Genomic DNA, 24,811 nt, shown 5'->3' with positions numbered 1-24,811 from the left:
GACGAACGCCAGACTGCGGTGCAGGACACTGGCAGCCAGATACCGCTTTCAGGCTGTCTTGGCACTGAGTCGCGGCCAGCCCCGTTTGATGACTAAAGAAATGGCAATGCCGGCTGCGATGTTCCAACTCCCTGATTTATCTTGATTTTAAAAGACAACTTAAATCATTGAAACTTAACGATGCGCATGGATCTCGGCGTTTTTTTGTGCAACTTTGGTCGTAACTCGCGTCTCCGTACCAACCTTCAAGCTGAAACTGGCATCCGTCAAACCGATTAAATCGCCAGAGGGGGGCAATTGGGCTTGTCGCAGGCGCTTGTGATGAGTAAACCACCACAGAGCATTGGCACCGCGCGCCACGACACCCGGTTCTGTCCGGTTCGGCTGATCTGGCTAGCGAATGCCCGGAAATGCGCCTTTTAAAAACGCCGCGAGGTTTTGATGGCCAGTCCAACCAGCAATCGGCCTTTGTCGCCGCATCTTCAAGTTTACAAATTCATCCCGACGATGATCATGTCGACCTTGCACCGCATTACCGGTGCGGCGATGTATTTCGGCACCATTCTGCTTGCTGCCTGGCTGATTGCCGCGGCATCGGGCGAGGGGGCTTTCGACATCGTCAACTGGTTCTTCGGTTCCTGGCTCGGGCTGCTGATCCTGTTTGGCTACACCTGGGCTCTGGTTCACCATCTTCTCGGTGGCCTCCGCCATTTCGGCTGGGATATGGGCTACGGGCTTGAAAAGCATTTTTCCACCAAGGTCGCGGTCGCGCTTCCGGTTGCTTCGGTCTGTCTGACCCTGGTGATCTGGATCGTTGGCCTGGCCATCTGAGTGAGGGGATCGATCCATGGATATGCGCACACCGCTCAAGAAGGTTCGCGGTCTGGGGACCTCGCGCAAGGGGACTGACCATTTCTGGGTTCAGCGTATGACTGCGCTTGCCCTCGTGCCGCTGACGGTCTTTTTCTTCATTTTCCTGATCCGCTATGCCGGGGCACCCTATGCCGAGGTTATCGCGGGTCTTTCCAATCCGTTTGTCGCGACCCTGATGGGTCTGATGGTTATTGCCGGACTGTTTCACGTTCACATCGGCATGCAGGAAATCATCGTCGACTACGTTCACAACGATCTCATCAAGTTTCTTCTCTTGATGGCAAACACTTGCTTCATGGTTCTGATCGGCGCGCTCTGTCTGCTGTCCATCGTGAAGATTGCATTTATGGGGTGATCACAAATGGCTACACCTAAATCTGACGAAAAGGGCGGCAAGGCCTACACATATGTCGATCACTCCTATGATGTGATTGTTGTCGGCGCCGGCGGATCCGGTCTGCGCGCTACACTTGGCATGGCTGAGCAGGGCTTCAAAACGGCCTGCATCACCAAGGTTTTCCCGACCCGCTCGCATACGGTTGCCGCCCAGGGCGGCATCGCCGCATCGCTCACGAATATGACGCCGGACTGCTGGCAGTGGCACCTTTACGATACCGTCAAGGGCTCCGACTGGCTCGGCGATGTCGATGCCATGCAGTATATGGTCATGGAAGCGCCAAAGGCCGTTTACGAGCTGGAACATTATGGCGTGCCCTTCTCGCGTAACGAGGAAGGCAAGATCTATCAGCGCCCCTTCGGCGGCCATATGCAGAATTATGGCGATGGCCCGCCGGTCCAGCGCACCTGCGCCGCCGCCGACCGTACCGGGCATGCCATTCTGCACACGCTTTACGGCCAGTCGCTGAAAAACAACGCCGAATTCTTCATCGAATATTTCGCGCTCGATCTGATCATGAGCGATGATGGCGTCTGCACCGGCGTTGTTGCCTGGAACCTTGATGACGGCACGATCCATCGTTTCTCCGCCAAGATGGTGGTCCTCGCCACCGGCGGTTATGGCCGTGCCTTCTTCTCGGCAACCTCTGCCCACACCTGCACGGGTGATGGCGCCGGCATGATCGCCCGCGCCGGCCTGCCGCTGCAGGATATGGAGTTCGTTCAGTTCCACCCGACCGGCATTTACGGCGCGGGCTGCCTGATTACCGAGGGTGCGCGCGGTGAAGGCGGATACCTGACCAATTCCGAGGGTGAGCGCTTCATGGAGCGCTACGCACCGTCGGCCAAGGATCTGGCGTCGCGTGACGTTGTCTCGCGTTGCATGACGATGGAAATCCGTGAGGGCCGCGGCGTCGGCAAGAACAAGGATCACATCTTCCTGCATCTCGATCACCTTGATCCGGCAATCCTGGCGGAACGCCTTCCCGGCATTTCCGAAAGCGCCAAGATTTTCGCCGGTGTTGATGTGACCCGCGAGCCGATCCCGGTTCTGCCGACCGTTCACTACAATATGGGCGGTATTCCGACCAATTACTGGGGTGAAGTGCTGAACGCCGATCCGGAGAACCCCGAACGCGTTGCTCCCGGCCTGATGGCTGTTGGCGAAGCTGGCTGCGCATCGGTTCACGGTGCCAACCGTCTGGGCTCCAACTCGCTGATCGACCTCGTTGTCTTCGGCCGTGCCGCCGCCATCCGCGCCGGTCAGGTGATCGACAAAGACGCGCCCATTCCGGCGCTCAATGTTGACGCCTGCGACAAGATCATGGAACGCTTTGATCGCATTCGCTTCGCCGCCGGCTCGCAGCCGACTGCGGTGCTGCGTGACAAGATGCAGCGCGCCATGCAGGAAGACGCAGCCGTGTTCCGTACCCAGGAATCGCTTGAGGCCGGTTGCCGCCGGATCAGCGAGATCTGGAAGGAGCTGCCGGACGTCAAGGTTACCGACCGTTCGATGATCTGGAATTCCGACCTGGTGGAAACGCTGGAGCTGGAAAACCTGATGGCCTGCGCCATCACCACGGTCTTCGGCGCGGAAGCCCGCAAGGAAAGCCGCGGCGCACATGCGCGTGAAGATTATGTCGACGGTCCTTTCGCCGGACGTGACGATGAAAACTGGCGCAAGCACACGCTGTCCTGGGTCAGCCCGCAAGGCGATGTGACGCTCAAATATCGTCCGGTCCACACGGACCTCATCGCCGACGGCATCGACATCAAGAAGATTGCCCCCAAGGCACGCGTCTACTGATCGAGAGGAACAGGAAATGGTAGAATTCACACTTCCGAAGAACTCGAAGGTCAAAGAAGGCAAGACCTGGCCGAAGCCGGATGGTGCCAAGAATCTTCGCGAGTTCAGGATTTACCGCTGGAGCCCGGATACGGGCGAAAATCCCAGCATCGACACCTATTATATCGATGTTGATGATTGCGGGCCGATGATTCTTGATGCGCTTTTGTACATCAAGAACAAGATCGATCCGACGCTGACACTCCGGCGGTCCTGCCGTGAAGGTATTTGCGGCTCCTGCGCCATGAATATCGATGGCACCAACACGCTTGCCTGCACCAAGGGCATGGATGAGGTCAAGGGCACCGTCAAGGTCTATCCGCTGCCGCATATGCCGGTGGTGAAGGATCTGGTTCCCGACCTCAACAATTTCTACGCCCAGCATCGCTCGATCGAGCCGTGGCTGCAGACGGTGTCGCCGGCACCGGCGAAGGAATGGAAGCAGAGCCATGATGACCGGTCGAAGCTCGACGGGCTTTATGAGTGCATTCTCTGCGCCTGCTGCTCGACCTCCTGTCCTTCCTATTGGTGGAACGGTGACCGCTACCTCGGTCCGGCCGTTCTGCTGCAGGCCTATCGCTGGCTGATGGACAGCCGCGACGAGGCAACCGGCGAGCGTCTCGATAATCTGGAAGATCCCTTCCGACTCTATCGCTGCCACACGATCATGAACTGCACCCAGGCCTGCCCGAAGGGGCTGAATCCGGCCAAGGCGATTGCCGGCATCAAGAAGATGTTGGTCGAACGCGCGGTTTGACAGTATCGGCACGGTCGCGCCATGAGCGCGACTGCCTTATGAAAGATGAAAACGCGGCCTGTGGCCGCGTTTTTTTTATGCCAACATTAAGACTATCAGTTTTTTCAAAATTACTATTGGCCGGCGGCGAACTAGAAGGAGATTGTAAGGAAAATTATAAATATAAAAGGGGAAGTTCAATGCCTAGGATTGGTAATAGCCATTCGCGCTATGATCTTGGAACTGTCTCGCTTGTTGACGAAAGCGGCGGCAGTGGGGCTGGAAAGGGGCGTGCGCAATGCATCGGCCTTTCGCGCAGAGGAAGTGCGAGATCAAACGGGGGGAATGCAGCGCGCCATCCAGCCTCGGAGGGAGAGCCCGGTCCGAGCGGGTTCCGGCAAGGCAATGGTGATCGGACCGGCCCCCGTCTTCTGGATCCCGCCGCACTGAACGCGGCGGGGAGAACGCGGCAGGATCAGCAACTCTTCAGGCCGCTGCCTCTCACTGTCAGGCATGGTTCCCGTGGTTCAACCAATCCGGCTGAGGCTGCCCGTCAGCGGATGGCGAGCAATGCTGAGCCAGATGGTCGTATCGCACTGCTGCCTGAATTGGACGATCTTGTCAGGCTGGAGCCTCGTACCGAAGAAATGGCACAGGCGGCCCAGGCATCGGAAGCGGCGCGGAAGGCACGCGCGCATCTGGAAGTGCTCGTCGATGATCTCTTTAAGGGGCAGCTTATCTCCGAAAGGTTGTCGTGTTTTCAGGCGCAGCGCGGGGCGGAGCTGCTGTCGAAATTCAACACTATTCAGGCGAAACTGCGCCCTGACAGTCCTGTCAGTAGGGCGCTGTCTCAATACAAGGCTGATTTTGACAAGAATATTGAAAAGCTGAAAGCTGACAAGATAGCCGTCAAGCAGATGCTGCTTGATCGCGGGTTCGGCGATCTTGAGGGGCTGAAGGGGTCGCTGAGTTCAACGTGGCGACATACATTCACCGGTTACCTCGGGCGCGGCGCTTGTGCGGCCGGAGCGACGATCTGCCTCGGTCTGCTTGTGCAGTGCGGTTATGCCGCGCTTGCTTCTTGGGTCTGTGCGAATGTTTTGAAAGCCATGCTTTCCGAAAGCACGACCACAGGTCCGACGGAATGCGCAACCACAAGTGCCGTGACCCAGGGTGTGGATGTCGGAAGTGGCGGGGAGAGCTGTGACTTCAGCACCTTCATGACCAGCGCTTATCTGCCGCCCGGAACGTCGTTGCTGGGTGTCCTCCTTGGCGACGGCCTTATCAATCTGATCCCCGGTCTGGTGGCCAGCATTTTGTCGCCCTGGCTTGAAAAAAGCCTTCTGGATGAAGGCGGTGCCGCAGAAGGTCAGGCAAGCTTCCGTGATAGCGTCAGGGGCAAAAGTATCCTGGTGCATATGGCAACCGCACTGACGGGGGCTTCGGTCGACTTGATAGCCAATGTTCTATCAGGAATGCCGGCGGAGCTCGCACTGGCACGCGCCTGTGCCATCCATCTTCCCGGCGCTCTGGTGGAATGCGGGATCGATTTTGGTCGCAGCAAATGGATGTCCGATATGTCCGCGCAATCGCGGTTCTGGGCGAAAAAAACCATGCAGGTGGGCGTCGCCGGACCGCTGCAGCAGACCATCAGATCCGCGTTTGATGGTGACGGCTATCTCAAGAATATATTGTGTTATGGCCTCATCCAGAAAACATTGCAGCAGATACCGGAATGCGTCTTCTTCTGGAAACGTGAATCCGTTGCACCCGCTGATGAGAAGATGCAGCGCCACGCCGTTGAAGCCAGGACCGCGCTGCAGAAGATGATCAGGCAGCTCGACGAGCCGGAACTGCGTCTGGAAATGTGCCGGCATGATGACATGGCCGGGCAATCCCGGCAGTTACGTCAGGAAATTCACGATGCCAATGCGATATTGAAGGAATTGATGGCAGAACTTGATGCCGTTGCCAGCCTGCCGGCCCACAGCGACGAGATTGCCGAGGAGGCGCGCAATATTCTCGACGACCTGAGGGGCGTGGCGCCTGATGATCTGGAGGCGGGAGGTCAGCGTCAAGAGGTGGCAAATTTCCCCGTGAACCAAGGGCGCCAGCCGCACTGGGAGGCGCTGGCCCTCGCGCGCTGATGGAAGCTGCAGACCGCTTGGCCCTTCACCCGACCTGATGTGTCGGCAAAGAGGTGCTCGCCGGCTTTCGCTCAGCGGACGCAGCGAAAACAAGACCTTGGAACATCGGGCGATGCCAGTTCATCGCCCGATGTTCGAACACAGCGCCGCGTCGCCGGTCATGATCATCCGTGTTCATTTGCGGGCGATTGATGGTTCTGGAGATCGTCTCCGGCCTTGCTCTTGGCGCAAAAGGCCGCTTTTGTGCGGCAAGCCCCCTTGTCGCCAGCTTTTGTTGCGGGATATGAATGGGGCACGCAAATGGATAGCCGCCAAGCCGTCAGGGCGATCAGGAGTGAGTATCGATGAATCACAAGATTTTGGGCGCCGCTGCCGTGGGGCTGGTTCTGGCCGCCAGTGGTTGCCAGAGGACGTCCTATCAGAACAATGCCGCCTATGTGCCGCCGCCGCTGGCAGCCCAGCCTGTGGGGCAGGTTCAGAGCGGCTCCCTGCCGCCGCCCGGCGCATCTTCGGGAACCTATGGAAACGGCACCTACGACAATACGACAGGGGCTGCACCGTCAGTCGATCCCAATACCCAGTTCCCGTCAGCGCCATCGGCGCCGACAGAAGTTGCCGCAGCCGGCGACATGGATAATATCACGCCGCCGCCCGGTGCCATGCCGGTATCGGCCTCGGCACTTGTCGGCAGCTGGAAAGTCAATAATGGCGGTGGGACCTGTGACATGTTCCTGACGCTCACCAATCTGGGTGACGGCCAGCGTGGTGGGACGCGCGGCTGTTCCGGTCCGCTGACGTCGATGAAGTCCTGGGGCATCAATGGCGACCAGGTCATTCTCAAGGATGCCAATGGCTATGTGATCGGCCGGCTCTACATGACCGCAGCCAATGCCGTCGGCGGCCTTTCAAGCACCGGCCAGCAGCTGACGCTGTCGCGCTGAAGCGAGTATCGGCCCCGTCATGACGATGGGGCTTTCCTTTATGAAAACAACAGGCTGCGGCCGGGTGAAGATCCGGATCTGGATGGCGGGTGGGAGGCGCCCCGCCAGTCGCGGCCTTTGCGCGGCGCGGATGACAATGGTCTTGAACGCCGGGAGACGTGAACGGATTTCGCATGACTGAAGCCTCATTGACCCGTGATACGGTTCTGATGCGCCTTGCAGCGCTGACGCAAGAGGGTGCCCTGAAAGCCGATCCGGCACAGCTTGACGTTGCCGCACAGCTGGATTCGGTCCTCACAGGGCTTCTGGCTGCGCCCAAAAAGACCGGCGGCGCGCTGAAACGGCTGTTTCGGGCCGGGCGCAAGTCCGAACGGCCGGTGACGCCGGGACTCTACGTCTATGGCAGTGTCGGGCGCGGCAAGACCATGCTGATGGACATGTTTTTCGAGCTGGCGCCGGTTGCCGACAAGCGACGGGCGCATTTTCACGAGTTCATGGCCGATGTGCATGAGCGCATCAATGCCCATCGCCAGAAGCTGAAACGCGGCGAGACGAAGGAAAATGATCCTGTTCCGCCGGTTGCGGACCAGATCATCGCCGAATCGCGTCTGCTGTGCTTCGACGAATTCACCGTGACCGATATTGCGGATGCGATGATCCTTTCGCGGCTGTTTTCAGCCCTGTTCGAGCGGGGCTGTGTGCTGGTGGCGACCTCCAATGTCGCGCCGGACGATCTCTACAAGGATGGTCTCAATCGCGGTCTGTTTCTGCCCTTCATCGCTGTGCTGAAGCAGAACGTCACCGTGACGACGCTCGATTCCGATACGGATTATCGCATGGAGAAGTTCGAGGGGCGTCCGGTCTATCTGACGCCGCTGGGGCCTGATACCGATCGGCAGATCGAGGCCGGATGGCATTTTCTCACCGGCGGGCGCGAAGGCGGCGCCGTGGAGATACCGATGAAAGGGCGAAAAGTCCATGTGCCCCATGCAGTTGGCCGGATCGCGCGGTTTACCTTTGCCGATCTTTGCGAAAAGCCGCTCGGCGCCTCGGATTACATGGCGATCACCGAGCGGTTCACGACAATCTTCATTGAACATGTGCCGGTTTTCTCTGCCGACCGGCGCAATGAGGTCAAGCGCTTCATCATTCTGGTCGATACGCTTTATGATCGAACCATCCGTACGGTTATTTCGGCCGATGTCATGCCGGAGGACCTCCTGACAGAACGCAAAGGCAGAGAAGGGTTTGAATTCGACCGCACGGTTTCCCGTCTTTTCGAAATGAGAAGTTCTGATTATCTTGCACTGCACAACGAAAAATACGCAGGAGTATGACCGATAATTCATCTTGATTGACGTGTACGTAAACTAAAATGCATCTAACCGTTTGAATTTATTAATGTCAGAAAAACCGGTTGAATTTCCTGACAAGAGCATGTATCCCCCTTTGCGAAACTGGCGGACATTGACGTTCGTCTAGGATGACTTTTCAGAGGATACATTCATGGCGCGCAATAAAATCGCACTTATCGGGTCCGGAATGATTGGGGGTACGCTCGCGCATCTCGCCGGGCTGAAGGAGCTGGGAGACGTCGTTCTTTTCGACATCGCTGATGGCCTGCCGCAGGGCAAGGCGCTCGACATCGCCGAGTCGTCTCCGGTTGACGGCTTCGATGCCAAGCTTTCCGGCGCTTCCGACTATTCCGCCATCGAAGGCGCTGATGTCTGCATCGTCACCGCCGGCGTGCCGCGCAAGCCGGGCATGAGCCGCGACGATCTTCTCGGCATCAACCTGAAGGTCATGGAAGCGGTTGGCGCCGGCATCAAGCAGTATGCCCCCAACGCTTTCGTTATCTGCATCACCAACCCGCTCGATGCGATGGTCTGGGCACTGCAGAAGTTCTCCGGTCTTCCGGCCAACAAGGTCGTCGGCATGGCTGGCGTGCTCGACTCGGCCCGTTTCCGCTACTTCCTGTCGGAAGAGTTCAAGGTTTCGGTTGAAGACGTTACCGCCTTCGTTCTCGGTGGCCATGGCGACTCGATGGTGCCGGTTGCCCAGTACTCGACCGTTGCCGGCATTCCGCTTCCCGATCTGGTCAAGATGGGCTGGACCACGAACGAAAAGCTCGAAGCGATCTATGACCGCACCCGCAATGGCGGTGGAGAAATCGTTGCTCTGCTGAAGAACGGCTCGGCCTACTACGCGCCGGCAGCCTCGGCCATTGCCATGGCTGAAAGCTATCTGAAGGACAAGAAGCGCGTTCTTCCCTGCGCAGCCTACCTCTCCGGCGAATTCGGCGTTTCCGACATGTATGTCGGCGTTCCGGTTGTCATCGGTGAAGGCGGCGTTGAGCGGATCGTGGAAATTCCGCTGGATGGCGAAGACAAGGCTGGGTTCGACAAGTCTGTCGCAGCGGTCAAGGGCCTGTGCGACGCCTGCAAGGAAATCGCGCCTGCTTTGAAGTAAGTGCCGCTCCAAAAACCAAGTGATTGCCGAAATCCCTTTCTAAGAGGACGGATATCGTATGAATATTCATGAATACCAGGCCAAGGCCCTGCTCAAGGGTTACGGTGCACCGGTCGCTGACGGTGTTGCCATCCTGACCAAGGATGAGGTCGAGGCTGCCGTTGGCAAGCTTCCGGGGCCGCTTTACGTGGTCAAGAGCCAGATCCACGCCGGTGGCCGTGGCAAGGGCAAGTTCAAGGAACTTGGTCCCGATGCCAAGGGTGGCGTTCGCCTGGCCAAGTCGGTCGACGAGGTCAAGACCTTTGTTGACGAAATGCTCGGCAACACGCTGGTCACCAAGCAGACCGGCCCGGCCGGCAAGCAGGTCAACCGCCTGTACCTCGAAGATGGCGCCGATATCGATCGCGAGCTCTACTGCTCGCTGCTGGTCGATCGTTCGGTTGGCCAGGTAGCCTTTGTCGTTTCGACCGAAGGCGGCATGGATATCGAAGCCGTTGCCGAAGAAACCCCGGAAAAGATCGTCACCGTTGCGATCGACCCGGAAACCGGCGTCACCGCTTCGAATGTCAAGACGCTCTGCGAAGCGCTGAAGCTTGAAGGTGAAGCCGTGAACGACGCCGAGCGTCTGTTCCCGATCCTCTACAAGGCCTTCACCGAGAAGGACATGAGCCTGCTCGAGATCAACCCGCTGATCGTCATGGAAAATGGCCGTCTGCGCGTTCTCGACGCCAAGGTTTCCTTCGATGGCAATGCGCTGTTCCGTCACGATGACGTCCGGGCGCTGCGCGACGAAACGGAAGAAGATTCCAAGGAAATCGAAGCTTCGAAGTGGGATCTCGCTTACGTTGCTCTCGATGGCAATATCGGCTGCATGGTCAACGGCGCCGGTCTCGCCATGGCGACGATGGACATCATCAAGCTCTACGGCAAGGAGCCGGCAAACTTCTGCGATGTCGGCGGTGGCGCTGGCAAGGAGAAGGTGGCTGCTGCCTTCAAGATCATCACCGCTGACCCGAAGGTCGAGGGCATCCTCGTCAACATCTTCGGCGGCATCATGCGTTGCGATGTTATCGCCGAAGGCGTGATCGCGGCTGTGAAGGAAGTCGGCCTGAAGGTTCCGCTCGTCGTTCGCCTCGAGGGCACCAATGTCGAACTCGGCAAGAAGCTCCTGAACGAATCCGGCCTTGCGATTACGGCTGCTGACGATCTCGACGACGCAGCCAAGAAGATCGTTTCGGCGATCAACGGCTAATCTGGAAGGAACCGAAAAATGTCTATTCTCGTAAACAAAGACACCAAGGTTCTGGTTCAGGGCCTCACCGGCAAGACCGGTACCTTCCACACCGAACAGGCGCTTGCCTATTACGGCACGAAGATGGTCGGCGGCATTCATCCCAAGAAGGGTGGCGAGACCTGGAGCTCGGGCGTTGACGGCACCGAACTGCCGATCTTCGCCTCCGTTGCCGAAGCCAGGGACAAGACCGGCGCCGATGCGTCCGTGATCTATGTTCCCCCGGCAGGCGCTGCGGCTGCCATCATCGAGGCGATCGAAGCCGAGATCCCCTTCATCACCTGCATCACCGAGGGTATCCCGGTCATGGACATGGTGAAGGTCAAGGCCAAGCTTGAAAAGTCCAAGTCGCGCCTTCTCGGCCCCAACTGCCCGGGCATCCTGACGCCGGAAGAATGCAAGATCGGCATCATGCCGGGCTCGATCTTCCGCAAGGGTTCGGTTGGTATCGTCTCGCGTTCGGGCACGCTGACCTATGAAGCCGTGTTCCAGACCACCAATGAAGGCCTCGGCCAGACCACGGCTGTCGGTATCGGCGGCGACCCGGTCAAGGGCACGGAATTCATCGACGTACTGGAAATGTTCCTTGCAGACGATGCCACCGAATCGATCATCATGATCGGTGAAATCGGCGGCTCGGCTGAAGAAGATGCAGCCCAGTTCCTGATCGACGAAGCCAAGAAGGGCCGCAAGAAGCCGATGGCTGGCTTTATCGCCGGCCGGACTGCCCCGAAGGGCCGCACCATGGGTCATGCCGGTGCTGTCGTTTCCGGCGGCAAGGGCGATGCCGAATCCAAGATTGCCGCCATGGAAGCGGCCGGCATCAAGGTTTCGCCTTCCCCGGCACGTCTCGGCAAGACACTGGTTGAAGTTCTCAAGGGCTGAACCATTTTGTGATGAATAGGCATGGCGGGATGATTTCCGCCATGCATTTACCGTTTTTTCCGGGATTTGAAGCACGGTCCGGAAAACGGGTTTTTTCAACCCACGCCGTTTTGCCTGGCAATAAGGCCGGCAAAGCGAATTGAAGCGGGAGGCGGACGGTTTGGTCCGCGAAGGTGCACATGGCAAGACAGGAAGCCAACGAACAATTTCTCCTCACGTCCTTTCTCGATGGCGCCAACGCGACCTATATCGAGCAGCTCTATGCGGCCTATGAGGACAATCCCAACTCCGTTTCCGAGGAATGGCGCGATTTCTTCAAGTCGCTCGGTGACGATCCGGCTTCGGTCAAGAAGTCTGCCGCCGGTGCTTCCTGGAAAAAGGCCAACTGGCCCGTCACGCCGAAGGGCGAGCTGATCTCGGCGCTGGACGGTGACTGGGGCACGGTTGAGAAAGCCGTCGAAAAGAAGATCAAGGACAAGGCTGCCGCCGCAGGGGCTTCGCTCTCGAACGAAGACCTGCTGCGCTCCACACGCGATTCGGTGCGTGCGATCATGATGATCCGCGCCTTCCGCATGCGCGGCCACCTGCATGCCAATCTCGACCCGCTCGGCCTCGCCGGCATGGCCGATGATGATTATAACGAACTGTCGCCCCAGGCCTACGGCTTCACCGAGGCTGACTTCGACCGTCCGATCTTCATCGACAATGTCCTGGGTCTCGAATACGCCACCATCCGCGAGATGGTCGACATTCTGACCCGCACCTATTGCTCGACGCTCGGCGTCGAGTTCATGCATATTTCCAATCCGGAGCAGAAGGCCTGGATCCAGGAACGCATCGAGGGCCCGGAAAAGGGTATCTTCTTCACCGAGAACGGCAAGAAGGCGATCCTGCAGAAGCTTATCGAAGCGGAAGGCTTCGAGAAGTTCCTTGACGTCAAGTACAAGGGCACCAAGCGCTTTGGCCTTGACGGCGGTGAAGCGCTGATCCCGGCAATGGAGCAGATCATCAAGCGCGGCGGTTCGCTCGGCCTGCAGGAAATCGTTCTCGGCATGCCGCATCGCGGCCGTCTGAACGTTCTGTCTCAGGTGATGGCCAAGCCGCATCGCGCCATCTTCCACGAATTCAAGGGCGGTTCCTTCAAGCCTGATGAAGTTGAAGGCTCGGGCGACGTCAAGTATCACCTCGGCGCCTCCTCGGATCGCGAGTTCGACGGCAACAAGGTGCACCTGTCACTGACGGCAAACCCGTCGCATCTGGAAATCGTTGACCCGGTTGTCATGGGCAAGGCCCGCGCCAAGCAGGATATCATCGCCACCCGCCGTGAAGGCGAGATCGTGCCGCTGGACGAGCGCGCCAAGGTCATGCCGCTGCTGCTGCATGGTGATGCGGCCTTTGCCGGCCAGGGCGTCGTTGCCGAAATCCTCGGCCTGTCCGGTCTGCGCGGCCATCGCGTCGCCGGCACGGTTCATTTCATCGTCAACAACCAGATCGGCTTCACCACCAATCCGGCCTTCTCGCGCTCCTCGCCTTATCCCTCGGATGTGGCGAAGATGATCGAGGCGCCGATCTTCCACGTGAACGGTGATGATCCGGAAGCGGTGACCTACGCCGCCAAGGTAGCAACCGAATTCCGTCAGAAGTTCCACAAGCCCGTCGTCATCGACATGTTCTGCTATCGCCGCTTCGGTCATAACGAAGGTGATGAGCCGGCCTTCACGCAGCCGAAGATGTACAAGGTCATCCGTGGCCACAAGACGGTAACCGAGCTTTATGCTGAGCGGCTGATTGCCGAGGGGCTGATCAAGAGCGACGAGTTTGACAAGATGCAGGCCGACTGGCGTGCCTATCTCGATCAGGAGTTCGACGCTGGCCAGTCCTACAAGCCGAACAAGGCTGACTGGCTCGATGGCGAATGGTCGGGTCTCCGGACCGCCGACAATGCCGACGAGCAGCGCCGCGGCAAGACGGCTGTGCCGATGAAGACACTGAAGGAACTGGGCAAGAAGCTGTCCGATGTTCCCGAAGGTTTCCACGCCCACAAGACCATCAAGCGCTTCATGGATAACCGTGCGCACATGGTTGAGACGGGTGAGGGCATTGACTGGGCCATGGCCGAAGCTCTGGCTTTCGGATCGCTGGTCTATGAAGGCTTCAAGGTGCGGCTGTCGGGTCAGGATTGCGAGCGCGGTACCTTCTCGCAGCGCCACACGGTCCTTTATGATCAGGAAAGCGAAGACCGCTATATTCCGCTGCAGAATATCCGTCCCGGTCAGGGCCGCTACGAGGTCATCAATTCGATGCTCTCGGAAGAGGCTGTGCTCGGTTTCGAATACGGCTATTCGCTGGCCCGACCCAATGCGCTGACGCTGTGGGAAGCGCAGTTCGGCGACTTCGCCAATGGCGCTCAGGTTGTCTTCGACCAGTTCATCTCTTCGGGTGAGCGCAAGTGGCTGCGCATGTCCGGCCTCGTCTGCCTGCTTCCGCATGGCTACGAAGGCCAGGGGCCGGAGCACTCTTCCGCCCGCCTGGAGCGCTGGCTGCAGATGTGCGCCGAAGACAACATGCAGGTCGCCAACTGCACGACGCCGGCGAACTACTTCCACATCCTGCGCCGTCAGCTGAAGCGCGACTTCCGCAAGCCGCTGATCCTGATGACGCCGAAATCGCTGCTGCGTCACAAGCGCGCGCAGTCAACCCTGGCCGACATGGCAGGCGAAACCGCCTTCCATCGCCTGCTCTGGGATGATGCGGTCGAGCAGGACGGCCCGATCAAGCTGCAGAAGGACGCCAAGATCCGTCGCGTCGTGCTGTGCACGGGCAAGGTCTATTACGATCTGTTCGAAGAGCGGGAAAAGCGCGGTATCGACGACGTCTATCTGCTGCGCGTCGAACAGCTCTATCCGTTCCCGGCCAAGGCGCTGATCAACATGCTGTCGCGCTTCAAGAATGCCGAGATGGTCTGGTGCCAGGAAGAGCCCAAGAACATGGGTGCATGGTCCTTCATCGAGCCCTATCTGGAATGGGTGCTGAACCATATCGATGCCAAGCATACCCGCGTTCGCTACACCGGACGCCCGGCTTCGGCTTCGCCGGCAACCGGCCTGATGTCGCGGCATCTGGCGCAGCTCGCCGCCTTCCTCGACGACGCGCTCGGCGATTGATATATAACGGTCCCGGTCAATCATGCCGGGACCGACTTTTACAGGCTTTCGGTCTTTCTGCAGCGGCGGGAAGACGCTGCTAAAACAGAACAGTCAATTCAGGATTGAAACAATGGCTACTGAAATCCGTGTTCCCACTCTGGGCGAATCCGTTACTGAAGCGACGGTCGGCACCTGGTACAAGAAGGTCGGCGACGCGATCGCTGTCGACGAACCGATCCTGGAACTGGAAACCGACAAGGTGACCATCGAAGTTCCGGCGCCGGCAGCCGGCACGCTGAGCGAAATCGTTGCCAATGAAGGCGACACGGTTGAACTGAACGCGCTTCTGGGTCAGATCGCCGAGGGCGCTGGTGCCGCTGCTGCTGCTCCGGCTGCCGCGGCTGCGCCTGCTGCTGCCCCGGCACCTGCCGCTGCGCCTGCTGCCACGGGCGAAATGCCGGCAGCACCGGCTGCCGCCAAGCTGATGGCGGAAAAGAATGTTGCCGCAGCGGATGTGGACGGTTCGGGCAAGCGTGGCCAGATCCTGAAGGGTGACGTGATCGCCGCTGTTGCCAAGGGCACGGCTGCACCGGCCGCTCCGGCTTCTGCCGCGCCGCGCGCGCCGTCTTCGGTCGAAGATGCGGCCCGCGAAGAACGCGTCAAGATGACCCGCCTGCGCCAGACGATTGCCAAGCGCCTGAAGGATGCCCAGAACACCGCAGCCATGCTGACCACCTATAATGAGGTGGACATGACGGCCGTGATGGAAATGCGCAACAAGTACAAGGACCTGTTCCTGAAGAAGCACAATGTGAAGCTTGGCTTCATGGGCTTTTTCACCAAGGCCGTCACCCATGCGCTGAAGGAACTGCCCGCGGTCAACGCCGAGATCGACGGCACGGACATCATCTACAAGAACTTCTGCAACATTGGTGTTGCCGTTGGTACCGACAAGGGCCTGGTCGTTCCGGTTGTGCGCGATGCCGACCAGATGTCGATTGCCGAGATCGAAGCCGATATCGCCCGCCTCGCCAAGGCTGCGCGCGACGGTCAGCTTTCCATGGCAGACATGCAGGGCGGTACCTTCACCATCACCAATGGCGGTATCTACGGCTCGCTGATGTCCTCGCCGATCCTGAACGCACCGCAGTCCGGTATTCTCGGCATGCACAAGATCCAGGAGCGCCCGATGGTCGTCAACGGCCAGATCGTCATCCGCCCGATGATGTATATCGCGCTGTCCTATGATCACCGCATGGTTGACGGCAAGGAAGCCGTGACCTTCCTGGTCCGCGTCAAGGAGAGCCTCGAAGATCCGGAACGCCTGGTTCTCGATCTCTGAAACCTGATTGCATTGGGGGCAGGACCATGAGCGTCGAATTTCTCATCACTGCGCTGGTCGTGGTCCTTATCCCCGGCACGGGTGTCGTCTACACCCTTGCTATCGGTCTCTCGCAGGGGCGGCGCGCTTCCATCGCCGCCGCCCTTGGCTGCACGATCGGCATTGTTCCGGCAATCGCCGCGTCGATCTTGGGGCTCGCCGCCCTGTTTCACACCAGTGCGATTGCCTTTCAGGCGGTCAAGATCGCCGGTGTCGCCTATCTCGTCTATCTGGCATGGATGACGCTGAAAGAGCGTGGCGCCATGGCGGTCTCATCCGCCGGCATGAAGACGCGCAGCATGGCTGGTGTCGTGCGCGACGGATTTCTGCTCAATATTCTGAACCCGAAGCTGTCGGTGTTTTTTCTCGCCTTTCTGCCGCAGTTCATCGATGCAGGGCGCGGCAGCGCGCTGTTGCAGATGCTGGAATTGTCTGCGACCTTCATGGTGATGACATTCATCGTCTTCGTCATTTATGGTCAGCTGTCGGCGCTGATGCGCGACCGCGTTCTTTCCAGCGAGCGGGTCATGGTCTGGATGCGGCGTTCGGTGGCGCTCGCCTTTGCCGGTTTCGGTTTGAAGCTGGCGCTCGCGCGGCAGTGACAGGTTCCAGTCGGAGGTTTAGAGCGTGCTGCATCAGTATCTGATCGAATTGGCATCATTGATGGCGGTGTTTTCATTCGCCATTGTCGCGCCGGGTGCCGATACGGCAATGGTGATCCGTCAGGCGGTGCTGCACGGGCGCAAGGCGGCTGTCCTGACCAGTTTCGGCATCGGCACCTCGCTGATGTTTCATGTCAGCTACACGATCCTTGGTCTTGGCCTGATCATTTCGAAATCGATTCTGCTGTTCAATATCGTCAAATGGCTGGGCGTTGCCTATCTCGTCTTTCTTGGCATCCAGTCACTGCGTGCCGGAAAGGTGTCGCTGCAGCAGGATGTTGCCGCAGTGCCGGCCGCCCGCCAAAGCGCCGGTCGCGCCTTTCTGCTCGGCTTTCTGGCCAATGCGCTGAACCCGAAACCGGTGATCTTCTTCCTGTCGATTTTCTCCGCCGTCGTCAGCCTGTCGACGCCCTCGGCGGTGAAATTCGGCTATGGGCTGGTGATGGCGAGCTGCCTGATCGCCTGGTTTGTCGGCGTTTCGCTGTTTTTGACGATGCCGCAGATGCGGGCGGGATTTGAACGGGCCAGCACATGGATCAACCGCGCCAGTGGCGCTGTGTTCATCGCCTTCGGGCTGAAGCTTGCCACAGAGAAGGCGGGCTGATGCGCAAGGCGGATTCGGTTTAACTGTTTTTCAAACGGGTGGACCATGGTATCGGGCGAAGCAGAAAGCATCGGTCCGGTCCGGTTCACCGGGATAAGAAGAGGAAGTTCCATGGCATATGATGTTGTAGTAATCGGATCCGGCCCTGGCGGCTATGTCTGCGCGGTCAAGGCCTCCCAGCTCGGGCTGAAGGTTGCCGTTGTCGAAAAGCGCGCCACCTATGGCGGAACCTGCCTCAATGTCGGCTGCATCCCCTCAAAGGCGCTGCTGCATGCCTCGGAAACCTACGCCCATGCGGCGCATGGCATGGAAAGCCTCGGCGTCAAGCTCGCCGGCGTCGAACTCGATCATGACAAGCTGATGGCCCACAAGGATAGCGTCGTGAAGTCGAATGTCGACGGCGTGGCCTTCCTGTTCAAGAAGAACAAGATCGATGCTTTCCAGGGCACCGGCAAGATCGTTTCTGCCGGCAAGGTTTCCGTGACGGCGGAAGATGGCGCGGTTCAGGAGATCGAAGCCAAGAATATTGTGATTGCCACCGGCTCGGACGTTGCCGGTATCCCCGGTGTGGCCGTTGATATCGACGAAGAAACCATCGTTTCCTCCACCGGCGCGATCGCTCTGAAGTCCGTACCGGAAAAGCTCGTCGTCGTCGGCGGTGGCGTGATCGGTCTGGAACTCGGCTCGGTCTGGTCGCGGCTCGGTGCCAAGGTCACGGTTGTCGAATATCTCGACAAGATACTCGGCCCGATGGACGGCGAAGTTTCCAAGCAGTTCCAGAAGATGCTGGCCAAGCAGGGGCTGGACTTCAAGCTGTCTGCCAAGGTGACCGCCGTCGAAAAGGCCGAGAAGGGCGCCAAGGTGACCTTTGAGCCGGTCAAGGGCGGGGATGCGGAAACGCTGGAAGCCGATATCGTTCTGGTCTCGACCGGCCGCAAGCCCTATACGGCTGGCCTTGGCCTCGAAGAGGCTGGTGTGAAGCTTGATGAACGCGGCCGGGTTGAGATCGACCATCACTTCAAGACCAATGTCGACGGGATCTATGCCATCGGTGACGTCGTCAAGGGCCCGATGCTGGCGCACAAGGCCGAAGACGAAGGTGTCGCTCTGGCCGAAATCCTGACCGGTCAGGCAGGTCATGTGAATTACGACGTGATTCCGAGTGTTGTCTACACCCAGCCCGAAGTGGCTGCCGTCGGCAAGACCGAGGAAGAGCTGAAAGCTGCGGGGATCGCCTACAATTCGGGCAAGTTCCCCTTCATGGCCAATGGTCGCGCCCGCGCCATGGAAGCGACGGACGGTTTCGTCAAGGTTCTGGCTGACAAGGCTACGGATCGCGTCCTCGGTGTTCACATCGTTGGCTTCGGCGCCGGTGAAATGATCCACGAAGCGGCTGTGCTGATGGAATTTGGCGGCTCGTCGGAAGATCTGGGGCGCACCTGCCACGCGCATCCGACCATGTCGGAGGCCGTCAAGGAAGCCGCCATGGCCACCTTCTTCAAGCCGATCCATCTGTAATCAGACGGCTAAATTAGTGAAGACGAAAATGCGGCTTGCCTTGCAGGCCGCATTTTTATTAACTGGCGACGCATCTATCTCTTTGAAAAATCGGAGAAAAATAGTGTCTGCCACTCCACTTTCCTTCTCACTGTCGCAACGCATCCTTCACTGGGCGATGATGCTGTTGATTTTCTTCAATCTAATCTTCTCGGACGGAATGGAACATTGGTCCCGGCTGGTCTCGAGCGGCCAGACGGCGACGGCAGACGAGATATCGTCGGCCAATATCCATGCTTATGTCGGCATTGCGATTCTCGTTCTGGCACTGCTGCGGCTGGCACTCCGGCTTAGCCGCGGCGTTCCGGCCGAGCCCGAGCAGGAGCCGCCGGTTCTGCAGCTTGCCGCCCGGATTGCCCACTGGACCTTCTACATCCTGTTCATCCTGATGCCGGTCAGCGGCATGCTGGCCTATTATGGCGGTGTCGATATTGCGGGTGAAGTCCATGGCGGGCCGCTGAAGGTCCTGCTCTGGGCGCTGATCGTGGCGCATGTTGCGGCGGTGGTCGTGCATCAATATTGGTGGAAGTCGGATGTGTTGCGGCGAATGACGCGCGGCTGATCGCGCCTGTTTGTCGTGGGACGGCGTGATGCGAATGTAACGAATTGTTGCTAAACTTTGATGTTGTTTCGTTAAAAAGAATTAATATTCATTTTTTCTTTTTTCGACTCTTTTACTCTTGAAGAAAAACTATGTCAGCTCCAAATTAAACTCAGACGGTCGGTAAGGCCGCATTGAGCGAAAACCCAAGGAGACTGAAATGAAAAAGATTATTGCCGCATCTGCTATTGCCCTGATCGCTGGCGCCAGTGCAGCCTTTGCTGCCCAGCCGATGGTCGAACAGTCCCCGGCACAGGTCGCCGCCGAGCGTCAGGCTCCGGTGGGATCATTGATTTCCGTTCAGAGTCAGGACCTTGTCGGGAAGCCGATGGTGAAGACCTATCGTGTCGGCCCGAATAGCACATTCAAGCTCGTTGATACGCAGCAGCATCTCGATTCTGCCCATTAAGGCAAAACCGACTGACAGTCAGGAAGAAGGCCCCGCAGGGAAACTTTGCGGGGCCTTCTTCATTTCTCGTGCCAAATAGGGTGATCAATCAGTATTGATTATGATTTTATTGCGTAATTTTTTTCTGAATATTGGTATATATATAATAGGTTCGAAATATATCTGGATATGGTTCATGAGCATCTTACCAAAAGATAATTGATACAGGAGATGATCATGAAGAAATTGGTTGTGATGTCGGTTCTCGCTTTCACGGTTAGTGCTGGTGCGTGTTTTGCTGCCGCGGACGCTTCGGAAAAGAGTGTGGCCGAGGTTGCGCTTGCAAAGCTGGCAAAGGTTGGCGATCTGGTGTCGGTTGAGGCAAAGGACTTGATGGACGAGGACGTTGTGAAGACCTATCGCGTCGGTGACAACGGCACGTTCAAGCTGGTTGACATGCACGCTCAGCGGCACTGATCGCTGTCATTGACGGTGACCAAAGCCCCGCAGTCCGGCTGCGGGGCTTTTTGTTATCCGGCTGTCTGGGGCGCTGCGACTTTCAGTGCCGTTTCAGCCACGTGGATGGGCGCGGTCATAGATCTCGAGCAGCCGGCCCGTATCCACGCCGGTATAGATCTGCGTGGTTGACAGGCTGGCATGGCCGAGCAGCTCCTGGATGGTTCTGAGGTCGCCGCCTGCGGCCAGAAGATGTGTGGCGAAGGAATGGCGCAGTGCATGCGGCGTGGCTGTATCCGGCAGTCCGAGCGCCCCGCGCATGGCCTGCATCTCACGCTGGATGATCGCGGGTTGAAGCGGCTTGCCTTTTTCGCCGCGAAACAGTGCTTCCTCGGGTCCGGGCGTATAGGGGCAGAGGTGCATATAGTCCTCGACGCTTTTCCGGACGATTTCGAGCAGGGGAACCAGCCGTGTCTTGTTGCCCTTGCCATGGATGCGCAGTGCGGTCGGCTGACCGGCAAATGCACCGGGCGTCAGGCCGAGCGCTTCGGAGATGCGCAGGCCCGCACCATAGAGCAGGCAGAAGACGGCGGCGTTGCGGGCGGCAATCCAGGGTTCTTCGGCGCGCTGAGTGGCCGCCTGGGTCACAAGAATCGCCTCATCGCGCGCCAGAGGCTTTGGCAACGACTTCGGCTGACGCGGTGAACGCATGGCGCGCGCGCCGGCCGCATTGGCAAGGCCCTTTTTTTCCAGCCAGCGCAGGAAGGAGCGCAGGCCCGCCAGCTCGCGGCCCAGCGTTCGTGCCTCCACGCCGCTCTTGCGGCGAAAAGCCAGATAGGCACGAAGATCGGAAGGTCTGAGCGTGGCAATGTCGTCAAGATGGACAGGGTGGGCCAGATGGCCGCAGAGGAACTGCAGAAACTGCCGTGTATCACGCTCATAGGCGATCAGGGTGTTGTCGGACAGTCGGCGTTCGTCCGTCAGCGATGACAGCCAGTCTTGACGAAGCGCATTCAATGCCGCATCAGCGGGAACGAGAAATGTTTCCATGCGTTGACGGTCCAAGGATTTTCTTGCTGGTTGACGATTTTGCAGTAAAGTGTGTTAGCAAAAAGCTAACGGATCAGAGGGAGGTGTCATTGTTCTTTCATATTGAAATAACATATAATTCCTCCGAGGGATGCGGGAATTACAATGGCGCGTCGTGAGTCATCATCAGCCCTGGCGCAGTTCGCCGAGGCGATTGCCCTGGTGTCCCAGGGGCGACCCGGTCATATCGTCGATACCCTGATTGCCGAGCGTGGTCAGAAGATTGTCCACAGCCCTTTCTGGCCGGTCATGCGACCCTTTCTCTATGCCATGCTCGGTTACGGGCGGGCGATAGAATTTGCCAATGACACCCAGTCCATGGGTGGCTATCAGGTGATGGAATATCTCAGCAACAAGCTGAAGCTCGATATCAATTGCCAGCAGCGTGACCGGATTCCGGCAAGCGGTGGTTTTCTGATGGTCTCCAATCACCCGACCGGCATTGCCGATGGTGTGGCGGTGTTCGATCTGCTGAAGGATCGCCGGCCGGACATGATGTTCTTCGCCAACAGGGATGCCGTCCGGGTCAATCCGCGCCTTGTCGAGATGGTGATTCCGGTGGAATGGCGCGAGGAGTTCAAGAGCAAGCTCAAGGCGCGTGAGACGCTGCAGGTCACCAACCGGGCCATCAAGGAGGAGAAGGCGACCGTGCTGTTCCCCTCCGGACGGATTGCCTACTGGGCCAATGGCAAGCTCAATGAGCGCCCCTGGAAGACCTCCGCCGTCGGATTTGCGCGCAAATACAATCTGCCGGTGCTGCCGGTGAATCTGAAGGCACGCAATTCCGGCCTGTTCTACTGGTTCGCCAAATGGTCGACCGAGCTTCGCGACATGACCGTGTTTCATGAACTGCTCAACAAGAAGGGCGACCGGTTCGACTTCACCATCGGCAACATGATCATGCCTGATCAGCTGGATGGTGATCCGCAGGCGGCCACGGCGGCGCTGGAATATCACACTGTTCATGCGCTGGCTGACAATCCGGACGCCGTCTTCTCTTTCAAGTCCGCCGCTTGAGGTGGTGTTGCCTGTTTTGTGATGTCTGCTGCTTCACTTTCGGGCCCATGACCGGCAATCTCAAAGGCCAATGACAAAAGAACTGCTCGATCTTTTTGGTGAAGCACCGGTGTTGAAGCGAACGGTGCCCGTCCTCGTGCCTTTGCCTGTTCAGGGGCCCTATTCCTATGCCGTGCCCGAAGGCATGGCGGTGCAGCCGGGCAGTATCGTTCAGGTGCCGGTGGGGCCGCGCCAGCTGATCGGCGTTGTCTGGGATGAGGGCGATGGCGGCGGCGTCGATCCCAAAAAGCTGCGCCCGATCAGCCATGTGTTCGACTGCCCGCCGGTTTCGGATGACATGCGCCGTTTCATCGACTGGGTGGCGGCCTATACATTGTCGCCTCCGGGTCTGATTGCCCGCATGGCGATGCGCGCACCGGCAGCGCTTGAGCCGGAGCCGATGGTCGAGGGGCTGGTGCTGACGGACGCACGTCCGGAACGGCTGACGCCGGCGCGCGCCCGCGTTCTGGAGCTGGCTGAGAATGGCACGGGCTGGACACGGCTCGGTCTGGCCCGGGCGGCGGGCGTGACGCCCAGCGTCGTCGACGGGCTGATGAAGGCAGGGGTCTTCGATACGGAATTTCTGCCGCCGCCGCCGGTTGTTGCCGCGCCCGATGCCGATCATGCGCCAGCCGATCTGATCGGTGATCAGCGTGAGGCGGGAGAGGCGCTGCGCAATGCTGCGGCACAACATGTCTTTTCGGTTTCGCTGATTGATGGCGTTACCGGTTCCGGCAAGACCGAAGTCTATTTCGAGGCGATCGCCGAAACGCTGAAACGGGGCAAGCAGGTGCTGATCTTGCTGCCGGAGATCGCGCTGACGGCGGCCTTTCTCGAGCGTTTCGAGGATCGCTTTGGCGCAAAGCCCGGTGAATGGCATTCCGATCTTCCGCCGCGCATGCGCGAAAAGGTCTGGCGTCAGACCGCGGAGGGGGAGATCCGGGTTGTGGCGGGTGCGCGCTCGGCTCTGTTCCTGCCTTTTTCCGATCTCGGGCTGATCATCGTCGATGAAGAACATGACCCCGCCTACAAGCAGGAGGACCGGGTCTTCTACAATGCCCGCGACATGGCGGTTGTCAGGGCGCGGATCGGCGGCTTTCCGGTGGTTCTGGTGTCTGCAACGCCGTCGGTTGAAAGTCAGGTCAATGCACTGGCTGGCCGCTATGAACGGATCCATCTGCCCGGCCGTTATCGCGAAGCCGCGCTGCCGGATCTCAGAACGGTCGATCTCAGGCGCCATCCGCCGGCACGCGGCGGTTTTCTGTCGCCGGTTCTTCTGGAGGAAATGGGCAAGACAGTCGGGCGCGGGGAGCAGGCGCTGCTGTTCCTCAACCGGCGTGGCTATGCGCCGCTGACGCTGTGCCGGGTCTGCGGCCATCGCTTCCAGTGCCCGAACTGCGCCAGCTGGCTGGTGGAGCACCGCTTTCGCGGTCAGCTGATGTGCCATCACTGCGGCTATGCCGAGCGTGTGCCGGAAGCCTGCCCGGAATGCGGTACGCTCGATCATCTGGCGGCCTGCGGGCCGGGGGTCGAGCGAATCGCCGAGGAGGCGGAGAAGCATTTCCCGGAAAAGCGGATCATCGTCCTGTCGTCCGATCTTGCCGGTGGCGTCAAGCGGCTGAGACTGGAGCTTGAGGCTGTTGCCAGGGGCGAGGCGGATATCGTCATCGGCACGCAGCTGGTGGCCAAGGGGCATAACTTCCCGCTGATCACGCTGGTGGGGGTTGTCGATGCTGATATCGGCCTGTCCAATGGCGATCCGCGGGCGGCGGAGCGGACCTTCCAGCTTCTGTCGCAGGTGACGGGCCGGGCCGGGCGGACCGGGCGCAAAAGCCTGGGCCTCATTCAGACCTACCAGCCGATGCATCCGGTGATGCAGGCCATCGTCTCCGGCGACGCGGAGGCCTTTTACGAGCGCGAGATCAACGAGCGCGAAAAGGGCGGATTGCCCCCCTTTGGCCGGCTTGCCGCGGTGATCATCTCGGCCGATACCCGGCAGGATGCCGAGCAGCATGCGCGGGGCTTGCGCGCGGCGGCGCCCTTTGTGCCGACAATTGCTATTCTCGGGCCGGCAGAAGCGCCGCTTGCGCTGGTCAGGGGACGCCATCGTTTCCGGCTGCTGGTGCATGGTCGGCGCGGCGACGATATCCAGTCCTATCTGGCGACAATGATCGCGAATGGTCCAAAAGAGCGGGGTTCTGTTCATGTTCAGCTTGACATTGATCCCCAAAGCTTCCTCTAACTAATAAACATAAAAGCTGGTTGCCTGGTGGCGACGGGCGGGTGG

21 protein-coding genes are annotated in these 24,811 nt (G+C 59.1%); 20 read left to right on the top strand and 1 reads right to left on the bottom strand.

What is annotated here, in order from left to right; translation table 11 throughout:
• Nucleotides 1-441: 441 nt before the first annotated feature.
• From sdhC to HCK86_RS00435, 18 genes are all read left to right on the top strand, one after another.
• Complete coding sequence (gene sdhC, locus HCK86_RS00520) at nucleotides 442-831, top strand: succinate dehydrogenase, cytochrome b556 subunit (RefSeq protein ID WP_141148721.1); 390 nt, start codon at nucleotides 442-444, stop codon at nucleotides 829-831.
• A gap of 16 nt (nucleotides 832-847) precedes the next feature.
• Entirely contained in the window at nucleotides 848-1,228 is a 381-nt protein-coding gene (gene sdhD / locus HCK86_RS00515) for a succinate dehydrogenase, hydrophobic membrane anchor protein (protein WP_141148720.1), read from the top strand.
• Nucleotides 1,229-1,234: 6 nt separating this feature from the next.
• A complete protein-coding gene (gene sdhA, locus HCK86_RS00510) occupies nucleotides 1,235-3,076 on the top strand; it encodes a succinate dehydrogenase flavoprotein subunit (protein ID WP_176082526.1) in 1,842 nt (613 codons plus the stop codon).
• 16 nt (nucleotides 3,077-3,092) lie between these two features.
• A complete protein-coding gene (locus tag HCK86_RS00505; protein ID WP_176082525.1) occupies nucleotides 3,093-3,872 on the top strand; it encodes a succinate dehydrogenase iron-sulfur subunit in 780 nt (259 codons plus the stop codon).
• A 38-nt stretch (nucleotides 3,873-3,910) separates the two neighbouring features.
• Nucleotides 3,911-5,998 (top strand): hypothetical protein, encoded by a 2,088-nt coding sequence (locus HCK86_RS00500; protein ID WP_176082524.1) that lies wholly within the window; start codon nucleotides 3,911-3,913, stop codon nucleotides 5,996-5,998.
• Between the two features lie 344 nt (nucleotides 5,999-6,342).
• A complete protein-coding gene (locus HCK86_RS00495) occupies nucleotides 6,343-6,939 on the top strand; it encodes a protease inhibitor Inh/omp19 family protein (protein ID WP_176082523.1) in 597 nt (198 codons plus the stop codon).
• A 173-nt stretch (nucleotides 6,940-7,112) separates the two neighbouring features.
• Entirely contained in the window at nucleotides 7,113-8,276 is a 1,164-nt protein-coding gene (zapE, locus tag HCK86_RS00490) for a cell division protein ZapE (protein ID WP_176082522.1), read from the top strand.
• Between the two features lie 169 nt (nucleotides 8,277-8,445).
• Nucleotides 8,446-9,408, top strand: coding sequence for a malate dehydrogenase (mdh, locus tag HCK86_RS00485; protein ID WP_176082521.1), 963 nt, complete (start codon nucleotides 8,446-8,448; stop codon nucleotides 9,406-9,408).
• 58 nt (nucleotides 9,409-9,466) lie between these two features.
• A complete protein-coding gene (gene sucC, locus HCK86_RS00480) occupies nucleotides 9,467-10,660 on the top strand; it encodes an ADP-forming succinate--CoA ligase subunit beta (RefSeq protein ID WP_176082520.1) in 1,194 nt (397 codons plus the stop codon).
• A gap of 18 nt (nucleotides 10,661-10,678) precedes the next feature.
• A complete protein-coding gene (gene sucD, locus HCK86_RS00475; protein WP_176082519.1) occupies nucleotides 10,679-11,584 on the top strand; it encodes a succinate--CoA ligase subunit alpha in 906 nt (301 codons plus the stop codon).
• Nucleotides 11,585-11,763: 179 nt separating this feature from the next.
• Nucleotides 11,764-14,748, top strand: coding sequence for a 2-oxoglutarate dehydrogenase E1 component (locus tag HCK86_RS00470; RefSeq protein ID WP_176082518.1), 2,985 nt, complete (start codon nucleotides 11,764-11,766; stop codon nucleotides 14,746-14,748).
• A 112-nt stretch (nucleotides 14,749-14,860) separates the two neighbouring features.
• On the top strand, nucleotides 14,861-16,072 hold the full coding sequence (gene odhB / locus HCK86_RS00465; RefSeq protein WP_176082517.1) for a 2-oxoglutarate dehydrogenase complex dihydrolipoyllysine-residue succinyltransferase: 1,212 nt from the start codon (nucleotides 14,861-14,863) through the stop codon (nucleotides 16,070-16,072).
• Nucleotides 16,073-16,098: 26 nt separating this feature from the next.
• The gene (locus HCK86_RS00460; protein WP_176082516.1) at nucleotides 16,099-16,713 is read left to right on the top strand and encodes a LysE family translocator; all 615 of its coding nucleotides are present in this window, start codon (nucleotides 16,099-16,101) and stop codon (nucleotides 16,711-16,713) included.
• A 28-nt stretch (nucleotides 16,714-16,741) separates the two neighbouring features.
• Entirely contained in the window at nucleotides 16,742-17,377 is a 636-nt protein-coding gene (locus HCK86_RS00455; RefSeq protein WP_176082931.1) for a LysE family transporter, read from the top strand.
• A gap of 111 nt (nucleotides 17,378-17,488) precedes the next feature.
• The gene (gene lpdA / locus HCK86_RS00450; protein WP_176082515.1) at nucleotides 17,489-18,895 is read left to right on the top strand and encodes a dihydrolipoyl dehydrogenase; all 1,407 of its coding nucleotides are present in this window, start codon (nucleotides 17,489-17,491) and stop codon (nucleotides 18,893-18,895) included.
• A 100-nt stretch (nucleotides 18,896-18,995) separates the two neighbouring features.
• A complete protein-coding gene (locus HCK86_RS00445; protein ID WP_176082930.1) occupies nucleotides 18,996-19,496 on the top strand; it encodes a cytochrome b/b6 domain-containing protein in 501 nt (166 codons plus the stop codon).
• A gap of 199 nt (nucleotides 19,497-19,695) precedes the next feature.
• The gene (locus tag HCK86_RS00440; RefSeq protein WP_176082514.1) at nucleotides 19,696-19,944 is read left to right on the top strand and encodes a hypothetical protein; all 249 of its coding nucleotides are present in this window, start codon (nucleotides 19,696-19,698) and stop codon (nucleotides 19,942-19,944) included.
• Between the two features lie 216 nt (nucleotides 19,945-20,160).
• On the top strand, nucleotides 20,161-20,400 hold the full coding sequence (locus HCK86_RS00435) for a hypothetical protein (protein ID WP_176082513.1): 240 nt from the start codon (nucleotides 20,161-20,163) through the stop codon (nucleotides 20,398-20,400).
• 93 nt (nucleotides 20,401-20,493) lie between these two features.
• Here the strand turns inward: HCK86_RS00435 and HCK86_RS00430 are convergent, their stop codons facing one another.
• On the bottom strand, nucleotides 20,494-21,429 hold the full coding sequence (locus HCK86_RS00430) for a tyrosine recombinase XerC (protein ID WP_176082512.1): 936 nt from the start codon (nucleotides 21,427-21,429) through the stop codon (nucleotides 20,494-20,496).
• Nucleotides 21,430-21,573: 144 nt separating this feature from the next.
• Between HCK86_RS00430 and HCK86_RS00425 the strand changes: the two genes are divergently transcribed.
• Nucleotides 21,574-22,485, top strand: a complete 912-nt coding sequence (locus tag HCK86_RS00425) for a 1-acyl-sn-glycerol-3-phosphate acyltransferase (protein ID WP_176082511.1) — start codon at nucleotides 21,574-21,576, stop codon at nucleotides 22,483-22,485.
• A gap of 70 nt (nucleotides 22,486-22,555) precedes the next feature.
• On the top strand, nucleotides 22,556-24,766 hold the full coding sequence (locus tag HCK86_RS00420; RefSeq protein WP_176082510.1) for a primosomal protein N': 2,211 nt from the start codon (nucleotides 22,556-22,558) through the stop codon (nucleotides 24,764-24,766).
• The last annotated feature ends 45 nt before the right edge of the window (nucleotides 24,767-24,811 follow it).

The sequence above is a fragment of the Martelella sp. HB161492 genome, from assembly GCF_013184775.1.
Lineage (GTDB): Bacteria > Pseudomonadota > Alphaproteobacteria > Rhizobiales > Rhizobiaceae > Martelella.
Note: the sequence above shows the minus strand (reverse complement) of the source record. Positions and strands in the feature narration are given on the sequence as shown.